The organism is Paraburkholderia sp. SEWSISQ10-3 4 (assembly GCF_030464785.1).
Lineage (GTDB): Bacteria > Pseudomonadota > Gammaproteobacteria > Burkholderiales > Burkholderiaceae > Paraburkholderia > Paraburkholderia aspalathi.
Window position 1 is genome coordinate 913363 of sequence record NZ_JALPRI010000001.1, and the last position, 14506, is coordinate 927868.

At 60.9% G+C, this 14506-nt stretch carries 17 protein-coding genes; 11 read left to right on the forward strand and 6 right to left on the reverse strand.

Annotation, left to right across the window (positions count from 1 at the left end; translation table 11 throughout):
• Positions 1-329: 329 nt before the first annotated feature.
• Complete coding sequence (locus M0D68_RS04135; protein WP_200620632.1) at positions 330-1406, forward strand: porin; 1077 nt, start codon at positions 330-332, stop codon at positions 1404-1406.
• 2 nt (positions 1407-1408) lie between these two features.
• Here M0D68_RS04135 and M0D68_RS04140 read toward each other — a convergent pair whose 3' ends face one another.
• Complete coding sequence (locus M0D68_RS04140; RefSeq protein WP_266223854.1) at positions 1409-2380, reverse strand: IclR family transcriptional regulator; 972 nt, start codon at positions 2378-2380, stop codon at positions 1409-1411.
• Positions 2381-2555: 175 nt separating this feature from the next.
• On the opposite strand from M0D68_RS04140, the gene M0D68_RS04145 reads away from it, so the two are divergent.
• Both M0D68_RS04145 and M0D68_RS04150 read left to right on the forward strand, forming a co-directional pair.
• Positions 2556-2843, forward strand: a complete 288-nt coding sequence (locus tag M0D68_RS04145; protein ID WP_093634298.1) for a hypothetical protein — start codon at positions 2556-2558, stop codon at positions 2841-2843.
• A 115-nt stretch (positions 2844-2958) separates the two neighbouring features.
• Positions 2959-4644 carry an acid phosphatase gene (locus M0D68_RS04150; protein WP_266223855.1) on the forward strand — a complete coding sequence of 562 codons (1686 nt, stop codon included), beginning with the start codon at positions 2959-2961 and terminating at the stop codon, positions 4642-4644.
• Positions 4645-4706: 62 nt separating this feature from the next.
• Here M0D68_RS04150 and M0D68_RS04155 read toward each other — a convergent pair whose 3' ends face one another.
• The gene (locus tag M0D68_RS04155; RefSeq protein ID WP_266223856.1) at positions 4707-5381 is read right to left on the reverse strand and encodes a DUF4410 domain-containing protein; all 675 of its coding nucleotides are present in this window, start codon (positions 5379-5381) and stop codon (positions 4707-4709) included.
• A gap of 161 nt (positions 5382-5542) precedes the next feature.
• Here M0D68_RS04155 and M0D68_RS04160 point away from each other — a divergent pair, with 161 nt between their 5' ends.
• The 6 genes from M0D68_RS04160 to M0D68_RS04185 all read left to right on the forward strand — a co-directional run bounded on the left by M0D68_RS04160 (position 5543) and on the right by M0D68_RS04185 (position 9412).
• Positions 5543-5902 (forward strand): DUF3564 domain-containing protein, encoded by a 360-nt coding sequence (locus tag M0D68_RS04160; RefSeq protein ID WP_054034144.1) that lies wholly within the window; start codon positions 5543-5545, stop codon positions 5900-5902.
• Positions 5903-6281: 379 nt separating this feature from the next.
• Positions 6282-7031: a DNA/RNA non-specific endonuclease gene (locus M0D68_RS04165; protein WP_211706767.1), complete on the forward strand. Its 750-nt coding sequence runs from the start codon at positions 6282-6284 to the stop codon at positions 7029-7031.
• Positions 7024-7284 carry a hypothetical protein gene (locus M0D68_RS04170; RefSeq protein ID WP_093634302.1) on the forward strand — a complete coding sequence of 87 codons (261 nt, stop codon included), beginning with the start codon at positions 7024-7026 and terminating at the stop codon, positions 7282-7284. The genes M0D68_RS04165 and M0D68_RS04170 overlap by 8 nt, the downstream gene beginning before the upstream one ends.
• Before the next feature lie 226 nt (positions 7285-7510).
• On the forward strand, positions 7511-7882 hold the full coding sequence (locus M0D68_RS04175) for a hypothetical protein (protein ID WP_093634303.1): 372 nt from the start codon (positions 7511-7513) through the stop codon (positions 7880-7882).
• A gap of 301 nt (positions 7883-8183) precedes the next feature.
• Positions 8184-8525, forward strand: coding sequence for a hypothetical protein (locus tag M0D68_RS04180; RefSeq protein ID WP_093634304.1), 342 nt, complete (start codon positions 8184-8186; stop codon positions 8523-8525).
• Between the two features lie 2 nt (positions 8526-8527).
• Entirely contained in the window at positions 8528-9412 is an 885-nt protein-coding gene (locus M0D68_RS04185; RefSeq protein ID WP_266223857.1) for a 4-hydroxy-tetrahydrodipicolinate synthase, read from the forward strand.
• 63 nt (positions 9413-9475) lie between these two features.
• Here the strand turns inward: M0D68_RS04185 and M0D68_RS04190 are convergent, their stop codons facing one another.
• On the reverse strand, positions 9476-10093 hold the full coding sequence (locus M0D68_RS04190) for a lytic transglycosylase domain-containing protein (protein WP_266223858.1): 618 nt from the start codon (positions 10091-10093) through the stop codon (positions 9476-9478).
• A 160-nt stretch (positions 10094-10253) separates the two neighbouring features.
• Entirely contained in the window at positions 10254-10964 is a 711-nt protein-coding gene (locus tag M0D68_RS04195; RefSeq protein WP_266223859.1) for a Crp/Fnr family transcriptional regulator, read from the reverse strand.
• Between the two features lie 91 nt (positions 10965-11055).
• Here M0D68_RS04195 and M0D68_RS04200 point away from each other — a divergent pair, with 91 nt between their 5' ends.
• Positions 11056-11595, forward strand: coding sequence for a DUF962 domain-containing protein (locus M0D68_RS04200; RefSeq protein ID WP_266223860.1), 540 nt, complete (start codon positions 11056-11058; stop codon positions 11593-11595).
• Positions 11596-11624: 29 nt separating this feature from the next.
• On the opposite strand, the gene rarD is transcribed toward M0D68_RS04200, so the two are convergent.
• Positions 11625-12521 carry an EamA family transporter RarD gene (gene rarD, locus M0D68_RS04205; RefSeq protein WP_266223861.1) on the reverse strand — a complete coding sequence of 299 codons (897 nt, stop codon included), beginning with the start codon at positions 12519-12521 and terminating at the stop codon, positions 11625-11627.
• A gap of 592 nt (positions 12522-13113) precedes the next feature.
• Here rarD and egtD point away from each other — a divergent pair.
• Positions 13114-14097: an L-histidine N(alpha)-methyltransferase gene (gene egtD, locus M0D68_RS04210; RefSeq protein ID WP_266223862.1), complete on the forward strand. Its 984-nt coding sequence runs from the start codon at positions 13114-13116 to the stop codon at positions 14095-14097.
• 109 nt (positions 14098-14206) lie between these two features.
• Here the strand turns inward: egtD and M0D68_RS04215 are convergent, their stop codons facing one another.
• Positions 14207-14500 (reverse strand): acylphosphatase, encoded by a 294-nt coding sequence (locus M0D68_RS04215; protein WP_120293712.1) that lies wholly within the window; start codon positions 14498-14500, stop codon positions 14207-14209.
• Positions 14501-14506 lie beyond the last annotated feature (6 nt).

The window sequence follows — 14506 nt, forward strand, 5'->3', positions numbered from 1 at the left end:
AAAACACCGACTGTGGCATTCGCAACACAGCTTTGCGTGAACTGACGTGAGCCGCAGTTTCCGCTTGATAGCCTTTCTGGGCGTGGGTTTGCCCATAATTTTCAGACAAATGCTGTGGCCCTCATGCGGGTTTGTACGGGGTCCGAAAATTTATTTTGACCACTTCCAGACTCACTATACTTTTCCATAGGCGATACAAACGCCCATAGGTGGAACATAAAGCGGAGCAGTTTTGGCGCATAAACCCGAAGCTGCATTCAACCCAAAGCAAGGATCAGGGACGACGAAATCGGCGCGAGCTATCCGTCGTGTGATCAGGAGAACCAACGGTGAAGCACATCATTGCGGCGGCCGGCTTGACGGCAATCTGCGCAACGACCGGCGCCTGGGCGCAAAGCAGCGTGACGCTCTACGGCAGCCTGGATGCCGGTATTGCGTACATCAGCAATGCGGGTGGCCATTCGAAGTGGATCGAGGAACAGGGCAACATGCAGCCGGACCGCTGGGGCCTGAAGGGCGTCGAGGACCTGGGCGGTGGTCTTAAGACGGTTTTCCAGTTGGAAAACGGTTTCTATACCAACACGGGAGCATTCGCCAAAGCGGGCACGCTGTTCAATCGCCAGGCTTTTGTCGGATTGAGTTCGGACCAGGTCGGCACGGTGACGCTCGGCCATCAGACACCGTTCAGCTTCGACGTGCTGGGTCCGCTGAGCACGGCTTATCTGGCCGCGAGCTGGTACGCGTTCCACCCGGGCAACATCGACGAACTCGCCGACACCGGCGTGGTGCCGTTCGACAACTCGGTGAAGTTCCGCTCGGCGAGTTTCGCCGGTTTCTCGGTCGGCGCGATGATGGGTCTCGGCAACACGACCAACTTCTCGACCGGCAAGACACTGAGCTTTGCGCTTAGCTATGCCAACGGTCCGTTCAAGGCGGGCGCGACCTATGCGAATGAGCACGACCGTACGCCGTCGATCGTGACAACGGGCATCACCAGCTTCCAGGGTGTCGCGGCGGCTAACTACACGGCGGCCAAGGTCGAGAACATGGGGGCGGGCGCGTCATACCAGTTCGGCAAGCTGCTGGTGCACGGTTTGTACACGCGTGTGAAGCTGGAATCGTCCGGCCATTCGGATACGTATCAGAGCTACGACGTGGGCGCGAATTATCAGTTCACGCCGTTCAACAGCGTCGCCGGCGGCGCCGCGACCACGACGATGGCCGGCCATCGCTGGACGCAGTTCGAGATCGGCGACATCTACGCGCTGTCAAAATCGACGCAGCTGTATGTGAATGCGCTGTATGAGCGCGCGGGCTCGAATACGGACGCCGCGTTCTTTACGGCGGGTGTGTCGAGCGGCCGGAACCAGACGATTTTCCTGACCGGTATCCACCACTCGTTCTGATATCAATTCGCCGCAACCGACCTGCGACGCGCTTGAGCCGCGGTCGGATCATCCGGCCGCGGACGATAGCTGAGCCGCTCGGACAATTCGAGCGCAGCCTGGCAAACCGCGATGATGAGCGGTTCGCGTTCTTCCGCTTCGCCGATATCGGAACGGGGAATGGTGACCGTCAACGCGGCCGCGATCTTGCCGCTTTGGTCGCGCACCGGCGCGCTCACTACTGAAATGCCACGTTCAAAAGATGCTTCGCTCAACGCGTAGCCGAGCGCCGCGCTTTCGCGCACTCTTCCGTACAGTTCTTCAACGGTCGCCGGCGTGCGTTCGGTGAAGCGTTCGAGCTGCGGCTCGGGATACAACTGACGCAATTCTTCGAAACTCAAATCGCCCATCAGCACCTGACCGTGCACCGTGGCATGCGCAGGCAAGCGCGTGCCGACATGCACCTTCACCGAACTGAACATTGGCTCATGCGTTTGCGCTTTGGCGACGAACACCACATCACGCTGGTCGCGGATCAGCAGATGCGTGCTGAGGCCGGTCGCGTCGCGCAAACGTTCGAGAATCGGCGTGCCAACGTCGGTCAGTTCGAGCGAACTTAGATATTCGAAACCGAGCCGCAGTACTGCGACGCTCAACCGGAAATAGCGATCGCCGTTCACCCGCTCGAGAAAGCCTAAAGCTTCGAGCGTTTGCAGCAGACGAAATGTGGTGGTGCGCGGAATGCCGATGCGCTTCGACAATTCGGGCGCACCCAGAATCGGCTCGCGCGCGCTGAATTCGGCGAGGATGCGCAGGCCGCGCTCCAACCCAGGCACGAGATAAGTCGATCCGCCGGTGCTCTCTTCATCGGGGGAATCGGGGGAATCGGCGCTGTCCGCCAGGGATCGCGCCGCCTCGTCTCGCGGAGTCGAAACTGTCGCGCCGCGTGGCCTCGCGTGCTTGCGTCCCGCTCCTGTCTGCTCTTCTTTTGCCATCTTGGCTGCCGTCTTTGCCGTTGTCTCTGCTGTTCATCGGATACAGATCAACATGATAGCGCGAAGCACACGGCGGTCATTTTCGTTTCGCGCGGTGCTATGCTTTGATGCGGTCCATCGCGCGAGGTCTCACTACCGCGCATTGGCTCGCGCCAGGCGTCCGGAGGCCACGCTCATGTCCGATTCCGTACAGATCCAGGTTGCCGACTCACATCTTTATCCGGGCTGCGCAGTGCAGATCGCGCACCTGCCCGAGCCGGCCCGCGCGGCGGCAGCGGTAGTCGAATTCGCGGACGGCTCCGGCGCGCATGCCACTTGCCATCGGCGGACTTTCGACGAACTCGAATTGACCGTTGACCGTTACGCTACGCAGCGGCGTCATCCCGTGGACGCCAAACATTGGCTTCTATTCGCCGTCGACTCGACGCACAACAGTTGGCGCGTGAAGCGACGATTACCCTAGCCGTGCCGGAACCTTCCGGCCACCTCGATTTTGAACCCGGTGCCGCGCGCACGCCGCCCCGAGCGCTAGCTTTCTGGCGGTGAAGCACCCGTCACGCAAACTCCGAGAGATACCGATGACAGACAACGACTCCACCCTGCCACCGAACCCCGACGACACCCCGGACGATCCTGAACGCCGCCGTGTCCTGACCGGACTCGCGGCAGTCGGTATCGGGCTGGCGCTAACCGGGTGCAAAACTGACCAAAGTACCGCGAGCGACATGACGCCGCGCAGTGCCGCCGACATGCGGCTCGACGCCGCGCTACGCGACCAGGTCAAGCAGATCGTGGTGATCTACGCCGAGAACCGCAGCTTCGCGAATCTGTACGGCAACTTTCCGGGTGTCCAGCATCCGCTCGATGCGGTGAGCGCCGAGCGTTATCTGCAACTCGACCGCGACGGCAAGACGCCGCTGCCGCGCCTGCCGGCAATCTGGGGTGGCCTCGTGCCGCAAGCGCAGGAGGTGGACGGCAAGCGCTACATGATCGGTCAGAAGGATATTGCCAACCTGCGCAACGGCCCGTTCCACATTACCGACGCGCAAGGCGCACCGTTGCCGAATGGCGTCATCACGCGCGATCTGGTGCATCGCTTCTATCAGAACCAGATGCAGATCAACGCCGGGCGCAACAACCAGTTCGCCGCATGGGGCGACTCCGGCGGCCTGGTAATGGGCCACTACCGCAATTCCGCCGACACGCTGCGTCTGTGGAACCTCGCGCAGCAATACACGCTGTGCGACAACTTCTTCATGGCGGCTTTCGGCGGATCGTGGCTGAACCACATCTTCCTGATCTCGGCGCAGGCACCGTTCTATCCCGACATCCACAACAGTCCGGCGAAGAAGATGGTTTCGGTGGTGGACGGCGACGATCCGACCGGCGTGCGGCTGAAACTGGCGCCCGATTCGCCGGCGTCCGCGCTCGACGGTCCGCCGAAGTTCGTCAACGATGGCGCGTTTACCGCCGACGGCTACGCCGTCAACACGATGGCGCCGCCCTACCAGCCGAGCAGCGTGCGTCCGGCCGAAGGCGGCAATCCCGCGCTCGCCGACCCGTCGAATCCGCGCGTGATGCCGCCGCAAAACTACGCGACGATCGGCGACCGGCTGACGGACAAGGGTGTCGACTGGGCGTGGTACAGCGGTGCGTGGCAGTACGCGTTGGAGCATCAGGACACGGGTGCCGTGCCTGATTTCCAGTACCACCACCAGCCGTTCAACTACTTCACTAATTACGCGCCGGGCACCGCCGCGCGGCGCAAGTATCTGCGCGATGCGGGCCTCGGCGACGACGCGTCTACCAATCGTCTGATTGCCGACATCGATGCAGGACGTTTGCCGGCCGTCACGTTCTACAAACCGCAGGGCGATCTGAACATGCACGCAGGGTATGCGGATGTCGCATCGGGGGATCGTCACGTCGCGAATGTGATCGAGCATATTCAGCGCGGCCCGCAATGGGCCAATACGGTCGTAGTCGTCACGGTCGATGAAAACGGCGGCTGGTGGGATCCGGTCGCGCCGCCGAAGGGCGATCGCTGGGGGCCGGGATCGCGGGTTCCAGCGTTAGTGATTTCGCCGTTGGCGAAGAAGGGCTATGTCGATCACACGGTGTACGACACCAATTCGATTCTTCGCCTGATTAGCCGGGTGCATGGGCTGGCGCCGCTCGATGGGGTTGTCGCACGCGATCGGGCTTTTGCGCAGAATGGCCTGGCGCCGCTTGGCGATTTGACCGGTACGCTGGATCTGGCCTGAGCGGCTTGACCATTGCGCTATTGTGTTTGTCTATTGCGTCGGGGTGGGCAGCAGCGCATCAATCACTGCGCCACCCCGTGCAGCTTGGCAATCACTGCATCTGAGATCTGCTGCGCTGTCTTCCCGATCGTCTTCTTCTCGTCACCACTCGCCATCACGAACTTCGCCGCGATTACGTACGGATTGAGTTTGATCGCCGCGCCTGGCTTCCCCTTGCTGTCGGCTTCTTCGACGGCCTCATAGAGCGGCGGCAAATCAGCCGTCGCGAGGCTATCGCACGACACCGCCACCTGAATATTGTTCTGACCCGCACCAAAACCGACCATTGCACGTCTTAGGCGATTGCCGTCGTCAACGCTCAGAAACACGCCACGCACTTGCCAACCCGTTGCGGGTAGTGGCTGCCCGGGCGCAATACGGCGCGCATCGACACCGCCTTTTTTCAGGTCCGCAGTCAGCGCGTCGCCCATCTCGTTCACGATGTCCTTGGCGTGGTCCTGCGGATTCTTGTCCTTGCCCATCGGTCCCGGACCGCTCGGCAACAGACCGCGCAGGCGGCGCACGCGTTGCCCCGGTCCGCTGTCAGGCGTCACGTTGGCCACGTCGAGGTCGAAGTCGGATACATAGACGATCGGCACGGGCGCGGCGAAGGGCGTGCTGTCCGCAGCTGCACTGAGCGTCGATATCGCGCCGAGGCACCCTGCCATCATCGTGAGTTGCAGCAATCGACGCAGCATGGCTCGCCTCCGCGAATGTCTTTCCGACGCGGCTATCGTACAGCCGTGCGCGCCGGGCGTAAGTTTTTTTCGTGCCCGATCGCCGTACCTTTTCGCCTTGCATAACACGCGTCGCGACATAGACTGATAAGGCATTACTTCGCAATTTGTACGGAGCTGCCATGCGCCTGACCATCCTCATCAACGGCTCCGATCCCACCGTCAGCCACGACTACGCTGTGTTATGGCTCGACACCGACGAACATCGGTGGTCGAGGGAAGCGCATCAAGGGATCGATCTGCCCCCGTGGGGCGAGTTACACGACGACAATGGCGTGACGACCCTCTGTGCACCGAGCACGGATGCGCCGCTGTGCACGTTGCGCGGATTGCATGTCGATCGCAAACAACGCGTGAGCGCGGCGCAAGGTGCCGCAGCGTGGACAGCCTTGCCGACACGCGCGCCGGCCAGCGGTTTCTGGCGCTTGCAAGCTGTCGATCGGCAGAACGTGCACGCCGAACACAGTGTTTTCGGCAATTAGGTTTCGGCGCTTTTTTTCGTCGGTCGAAATTTCCACTCATCCAAAACACGCCGCCTGCGGGCGTGGCGGGTGGGTTCGTGTGCGCGTTCGAACGTCGGTCCACGCTTTCGCACTCCGCATTCCGCGCTTAAGTCCGTCTTAAGTTTGCGTGAGTAGAGTTTGAATTCCACGCATTAGGGTCGCTGCAAAGCGGCCCGTTTTTTTTTGGTGCAGCGGTTTTTTGCCGTGCTTCTTCGGCTTCTTCCGCTCGCTGCATTTTCATCGCTGCGGGCACTGCGCCAAAGCCGCTTTCCTCCTTCATGTTCTTCTGCGTTCCACCTCGCTCGACACCGGCTCGCGACGCTATACTTGCGCCCCCGATCCCTCAACTGGCCCATCCATGAAGAAGTGGTTTGCCTGTCTGTTGTTCGCCGTTGCCGCTCACGCGAGTGCGGCGCCTTCCTGCACCCAGTTCACCCCGAATGCGCAATGGCCTGTTCTGACCAATCAGAAGATGGCGCCGAAAACGCGCATGCTTTGCTATAGCGATTTCGCGGTGCTGCATTCGGGTATCACGCATGGTCCGTTATGGTCCTCGGAGCATCTGACGCGCGACCATATCGAAGCCGCGAAAGACATGGTGCGTACCAACAAGTTCTTCGAAGACGCGCGTTTGCCCGACGGTGAAGGTGCGACGCTCGCGGACTATAAACGCAGCGGCTTCGATCGCGGTCATATGAGTCCGGCAGGCAATCGCTGGAATCAGGAAGCGATGGCACAATCGTTTTCGCTGGCCAACGTCGTGCCGCAAAATCGCGAGAACAATCAGCGCTTGTGGGCGCGTATCGAAACGTCGGTGCGTAAGATCGCGATGTCGTACAACGATACCTATGTCGTCACCGGGCCGATTTTCAGTGGCCAGCAATTGCAGACGATTGGACCAACGCGCGTCTTTGTGCCGACGCAATTGTTCAAGGTGGTCTACGTGCCGTCGCGGCAGATGGCGTTCGCGGTAGTCGTGGACAACGTCTCGACCAACCGCTACGACATCAGGACGATTCACGAACTCGAAGCAACATCGGGCATCCGTTTTCCGGGCATTCCGGAAAATCTCAAAGATCAGCGGCCGGGAGGACTAAAAGGTGTTTAAACCCTATTCGAACGATGACGACGTGCTCAACATCCAGGGCGATGCACTCACCGTCAGCAACGGCACCACGCGCGTGGTGCTGAACGGTACGCTGGAGTTGACTCAGGACCAACGCGGACTGAAGGCGGCACTCGCACTGAAGGAAGCGATCGATGCGGTAGTGGCCGCGCTGCAGGCACAGACCAATCTGCCGGCGAAAGTGAAGGACGAGCCGGATACGAAGCCGGGCGTCGTGCAGAATCCGTTTCAATAGCGCGTTCGCGCAATCGCTCGGGCGCGAAGGTACGGCTTTCCCCACTACCTTCGCGGCTGAAACGCGGAACCGCTTCGGGTTGATTCAGGACCCCGATATGTATCCGCCGTTACGTTTTGTCACCAGAGCACCGTCAACTGCTGTCTTCCCGCCAACGTTAAACCGGCAGCGCTGAAACATTTCAGCCGCGACACAAAGAACAACCGGTTTAACCAGGAGTTACATCATGAAGACGCTTTTCGCTGCTCTCGCTTCCGCTCTCGTCGTGTCGACCGCATTTGCACAAACCGCAGCACCGGCGGCCGCGCAACCTGCGCAAACGCAACCCGCCGGTCAAGCGAACCTGAAGGCGAGCACCGCCGTGCAAACGGGTGCCACGGACCAAGGCGCCGCCACGACCAAAGCGCCGACGAAGGCCGCGACGAAGGCGCATGTGAAGAAGGCTTCCGCCAGCCACACGGCAAAGCCCCATAAGGCCGCCAAGAAGACCGCAGTAGATACAAGCGCAAGCAAGACAAAGACGGAGAGCGCGAAAGAGGCCAGCAATGCCCCGGCAAAAGCCGACGGCGCAAAGACCGACACGACTAAAACGCAATAACACGTGATCGGTATTCGGCATGCACCGGCCAGGCATCTGTAGTTAATCGAAGCCGAACTCTGCCGTTCAGGGAGGGCGAGTCTCACGACTCGCCTTTTTTTATGGGCGTGTCATATGGACAGAGTTGAAGCCCACGCACAGTTAAATTACCAGCACGGCTGCTGGCTGATGCAATTCGAGCAACTCATCTAGTCCTCGTGATTTTTTCAGCGGATACCCCAATTTTTGCACTGCGTTTACCCGTAGACGTCTAATCTCGAACTGTCTTGATCAACCATGGCGTCAATGAACGCCGCATCAAATGGCACTCACGCAATCAATCGACAAATTCGAAACGCAGCCGCTTAGCGCGCCGCCGGTCCAGCGCAACAATGTCATCCCCTTCCCCGCGGCTCGCGCCCGCTTGCAGATCACCCTGCCTCATCCCCCGCACGATCTTCCCGGCACCCAGCTCCGCACACTGCTTCATTCGCCGCTCGGCGTGTATGTGGTCAGCACGGAAGCCGTGCGCGAAGAAGTGCGCGTGCAACTCGACATTGCGCTCGACGACCTCGACTTCACCTTGCATACGCTGATCTCGACACTCCCAGCAGCACTCATCGGACCATTGAAGCGCCGCCATGCCGTCGCAAAGGCGCGCTAATCATGTTCTCAGGAATCTGGCTGCCCATCGTCACCCCGTTTCGCAACGGTGAAGTCGACGTCGACGCGTTGCAGCGCCTCGCGGACTATTACCTGCGCACGGAGATCAGCGGATTTGTCGCCTTGAGCACGACGGGCGAAGCCGCTTTGTTACAGGAATCCGAACGCCTCACCGTCTTGCAGGCGCTGACCGATGTGATCGGCTCCCGTCTGCCGATGCTGATCGGCGTAGGCGGCGCCAATACGCGCGACGTCCTGCACGATATTCAGCGCTACGAGCGCTGGGATTGTGCCGGCTATCTGGTGTCTCCACCGTCGTACGTATGTCCCGATCAGGCGGGCGTGCAATGGCATTTCGAACAGGCCGCACTCGCCACCGAACGCCCTATCGTTCTGTACGACGTGCCGCATCGAACCGGTGTGACGATCGCGCCCGAAACGGTTGCGCGTTTGGTCGAATACAGCAATATCGTCGCGATCAAGGAATGCGTGAAGGACCATTTCAGCAAGCTGCGCGGCCTGCCGATCAGCGTGCTATGCGGCACCGACGAAGCATTGGACGACTGTCTGCACAGCGGCGGCACCGGTGGGATTCTGGCGAGCGCACATGTTTGCGCGGACCTGCTGGTTGCCGTACAGGAATTGATCCGCGTCGATCGCGACCTGGACGAGCGCAATCTGTTCGCCAGCTTGCTGCCCGTGTTGCGTCTGCTGTTCGCCGCACCCAATCCGTCCGCGATCAAGGCGATGCTGGCATTCGATCATTCAATGACCGACGAAACGCGTATGCCGATTACGCGCGCGTCGGCACAACTCGTCGAACGTCTCGGCACCGCGCGCGACAGGCTGCAGGATCTGCGCGCCGAGTTTGCTGGAGCGATGAGCTAAAGCGCTAAAGAGCTGGAGCAACGACTAGAGGGCCCGAGGAGGAATGCGCCGCGAATGAGTTCGTCATTCGTGGCGCAAACTTGCGTCCAGGCGCTGCATCCGCAGCACGACGCGCTGCACGTAACCACGGCCGCCGCCGCTGTAGCGAACGAGCGCGGCGTCGAGATCGCCGCCGCTTTGATCGAGGTAGCCGCGCAAAATGGTCGAGCCGATCCGCACATTGATTGCCGGATCGGATAAGTCAGTTGTGCCCGCAATCAATTGCGGATGCGCAGCGGGCAAGACCTGCATCAGCCCTCGCGCGCCCGCGATGCTGACCGCGTGGCGATCGAAACCCGACTCGACCGACATCACGGCAAGCAGCAAGACCGGCGAGATGGCTTGACGCTCGGCTTCGATCAATACCGCGCGAGCGATCTTCATGGATTCCAATGGCGCAACGCGAAACTGCGCGCGCAGCATGGCGGTGATATCGCTGAGCGCCGGCAAGCCGGCATCAGGCGCTGCGTCGCTCGCGACAATTGGAGCGGCTAACGGCAATGGCAACGCCGACTGCGCGTCGGCGGCGTGCGCTGCCGCTGCGAACGAGAAGACGATCGCCGCGAACATCACCTTCAGGCCGGCTTTGCGGCGAAGATTTCGTTGTACCTGGACACCATCCAGAGCGCTATTTCCATGCATAGGTTCGCTTCCTGACCGGGGTACATCGACCTTACCGGGCTTGGTGTAGCGAATCGCCAAAGAAATAGGGGTGCGCCGTAAAATGCTTATAAAGATGCAGCGGCGCGCAAGTGGACGTATAGGGGAGGCAAGGCCGCGCTTTGCGCGTAGATCACGGCGATCACGCGGTCGGATTCAGATCGGCCAGCGCCCTGAGCTTTTGCACGTCGGTGATTTCGATTTCCGCATAGCCCAGCTTTAACGCACCCTGCGTCTCGAACTGCTTGAGCACCTGATTGATCGTCTGCCGCGACAGAGCCAGCATCATCGCGAGGTCCTCCTGCGGTACTTTGAGTACGCGCCGCAATGCGCCGGGTTCGCCATAGCCGCCTGCCATCAACAACAGGCGCCGCGCCACGCGCGGTGCGGCGGGAAGCAAGGCGGCTTCTTCAATGGCGTCGAAAGCGAGGCGCAGCTTTTGCGTCAACAGCAAACCGAAGACATGCCAATACTCGGGCGTGCGTTCGAGCAGCGCGGCAAGCGCCGCGCGCGACACATGAAACAGTTCGGAATCGCGTTCGGCATACGCGTCGTGGGTTCGCGGGCGATTATCGAACAGCGCGATCTCGCCGAACCAGTTGACCGGCTCGATGACCGCGAGCAACGCCTCTTTGCCGGCCGAGCTGGCCGCGCCGATTCTCACGAGACCGTCGAGCACGCAGTAGAGGCCGTCGTCGGAATCGCCACGCGTGAAGAGCCGTTGACCGGCCGCGAGGCGCTCGACACGCCCCGCTTCGATCAGCTGAGCCCGCATAGCAGCGGGCGCCGAGCGAAACCACGCGCTGCGTTCAAGCAGCACGGCAAGCTCATTCGATGAAAAACTCGCAGTCATAGAACGGTATCCGTGCCCGATTGTCGGCTACCCGATGGTTTCAAATTCCGCTGCCCGCGATTATGCTGGCTTTGATTGAGGAGCGGCATCCATGAGAACGCTGACGCAACAGCTTACGCAATACGCGGCCTACCATCGAGACCGGCGCAATATCGCCACGCATTTCATCGGCATTCCGATGATCGTGCTCGCGCTGGCGGTGTTGTTGAGCCGGCCTGCTTTCAGCTTCGGCGCGCTGCCATTTGCCTTATCGCCCGCATGGGTGTTGTTCACCGCAGCGACCGTCTATTACCTCGTACTCGATGTGCCGCTCGGCGTGATGATGGCAGTCGTATCGATACTATGCGTCGCGTGCGGACAGTGGCTCGCTGCGCAAACTACCCTCACCTGGCTCGCCTCCGGCATCGGACTCTTCGTGATCGGCTGGGTGTTTCAGTTCATCGGCCACGTCGCCTACGAACATCGCAAGCCGGCATTTGTCGACGATGTGATCGGTCTGCTGATCGGGCCGCTATTCGTACTCGCTGAAGCGCTGTTCGGTTTTGGCTGGCGGCCGGCGCTGCGCGAAGCGATCGAGGAACAGGTCGGCGCAACGCGTATCAATGCGGATCGTGCGGCAGCGCATCGCTGAACCGCGGCATGTGATCCAGTGGCCGAAACTCAACGCGGCGCAAACCGAACGAGCCGCACGCTATGCAAAGCCGTCAGCGCAACCGCCATCCAGATCGGAACATACGTGGCTAACTGCGCGGCGCTGAGCGTCTCGCCAAGCAGCGTGATCGAGACGAACACCAGCAACACCGGTTCGACATAGCCAAGAATGCCGAACAAAGCGACCGGCAACAAACGGCTTGCCCTCAGATACGAAGCCAGCGCGATGGTGCTGAGCGCGCCGAGTCCCGGCAACAACAGGCACCACATGTCGATACGGCCACCGATCATCGTCAACGAACCACCGATGACGATGAACACAGCCGCCGCGGGCAACAGCAGCGCCATTTCGACCGTGAACATGGCGAGCGAATCCTGGTTGATTTTGCGGCGCAGCACGAAATACGGCGGATAGCCGAGTGCGACGAGCAACGTGGGCCACGAAAAGGCGCCCGTCATCCACAGTTCATGCACAACCCCCAACGCCGCGCAAATAACAGCGAGCCACTGCAGACCGTCGAGGCTCTCGCGATAGTAGAAGCGGCCCACCAACACCATCACCAGCGGCAGCAGAAAATAGCCGAGCGAGACTTCGAGCATGCGCCCATGCAGCGGCGCCCAAAGGAACACCCACAGTTGCGCGCCAAGCAACGCCGCGCTGACAACCATCGCCGCGCCGAGCGTCGGCTCCGTCACCATGCGGTAAAGAAGTTGCCGGAGAATCGGCAGGCGTTTGCGCAACACGATCAGCAATAGCGCCCCGGGGACCGTCCACACAATACGCCACGCGAAAATGTCGAGACCGCTCAACGGCGCAAGCAGCTTGGCGTAAGCCGACAGTAAAGCAAACATCGCCGATGCGCCGACCGACAACGCGATACCGCGCTTTGGGTCATACTGGTTCATTGCGCGGCCCGTGGTGCAATCGCTTTGAGATGCAGTGCAGGTGTGTGCGGCGCAGCATACGGCTGCGTGCCTCGAGTTGTTGTCATTGGAAATGAAGTCTCACAAGCAGGCAGTGCGGCTGGTAGTGCGTATCAGGCGCTGCGTTTTTATCTTCGATATGCGATGCAAGCCGGCATTCTAGACGGGTTCCCGAACAACGTGCCCGTTCGTTCCTTGCAGTCAATAGCAATTTTTCCCGTGCGCATCGCGCGCCGATGCACTAGAACATAACTTCACGCGCGACAGGCGAATCCGCAGTTGCAACGCCGGCAAGTTTCAGCGCAGTTGCGCAAGCGCGAATCTTGCTATGAAGTCTAGCGGCATCGTTTGCAACGTCATCTGAGACATCTTGGATATCCGTCGCAAGCGTCATTTTCAACTGTCATCACAGCATCAATGAGCCGGGCCGGCATAGGCAGTCCATACGGACCGAGCCCGCCCTTCTTCCCGCGGCATACGGCAACTGCGCGCAACTGCAAGCAACTGCGCTCCGTTGCACCTGCCGCCGCCCGGCCAGCAATCCCGCTCATCGAATGTGACTACTGGAGCCAGCATGACCCAGCCAGCCCTATCGCACGACGCATCGCCCGACCTACTCCGCGCCGCCTTCGCCGCCGAGGTACGCGCCGGACTCACGCATACGCCGCAAAAAGAGTTGCCGTCGAAGTATCTGTATGACGAAGTGGGTTCTGCGCTGTTTGAAGTGATCACCGTACTGCCCGAATACGGCGTGACACGCGCCGAGGAACGCCTGCTCGCGAAGCACGCAGCGGACATCGTCGCGCATCTGCCGCACGACGTGACCGTCGCTGAACTGGGCAGCGGCAGCGGCCGCAAAACGCGGCGCATTCTGGAAGCGCTGTGTAAAAAGCGCCCCACTTCTTACTTCCCGATTGAAATTTCGCGCAGCGCGTTGCAGTTGTGCAGGCGCGAACTTGGCGACATCGAGCGGATTTCGATCGTCGGTTACGAACGCGATTACCTCGCCGGGCTCGCCGAGGTGAGTCAGGACCGCGCGGCGGACGAGCGCCTACTCGTGCTGTTTCTCGGCAGCACGATCGGCAATTTCGGCCGGCTCGCTGCCACGCGTTTTCTGCGCGATATCCGCAACATGCTTGCGCCCGGCGACGCGTTGCTTCTCGGCACGGATCTGATCAAGCCGATACCTGTGCTGGTGGCCGCCTACGACGATTCGGTCGGCGTGACCGCGTCGTTCAATCTGAATCTGCTGGCGCGTGTCAATCGGGAGCTCGACGGCGACTTTCCGCTCGATGCGTTCGAACACGTTGCCCGCTTCAATCCGGACGCGCGCAGCATCGAGATGCATTTGCGTGCAAAGCGCGATGTCACCGCGCATGTGGGCGCCGCGCAATTGACGGTCTCGCTCAAGGCGGGCGAAACGATCTGGACCGAGAGCAGCCACAAGTACCGCGCGGACGAAGTGCCCGCGATTGCAGACGATGCGGGCTTCGTGTGCAGCCATCAATGGATCGAAGACGGATGGGGGTTCGCAGAGAGTTTGCTGGTGGCGCGCTAGGCGCAAAGCGTTATCGGCTGACTAATCGGACAAACAGGACGCACAAACGACAAAGCGGCGCGCCATCGAGGTGATGGCGCGCCGCCTTTTTTGCGTGAAGCTCAAGTGCTTAGTGCTGCTCGAACCGCTCGAAACGCTTTTCGGTCGCGCGCTCTTCGCCGGTCACTTCGGTGACGCGCGCCGCCGGCGGCCCGTGACGCAGCCACGACAGCATCCGGTCGACCTGGTTGGCCGAGCCCTGCAACATAGCTTCGACGGAACCGTCGTCGAGATTCGCCACCCATCCCTTGATACCGAGCGCGTGAGCCTGCCGCACGGTGGCGTGGCGAAAGCCCACGCCCTGCACGGTGCCGCGCACTCGCACGTAATATGTTTCGATCCGCTGGTCCAGATCCGGGGCCATGCCGTC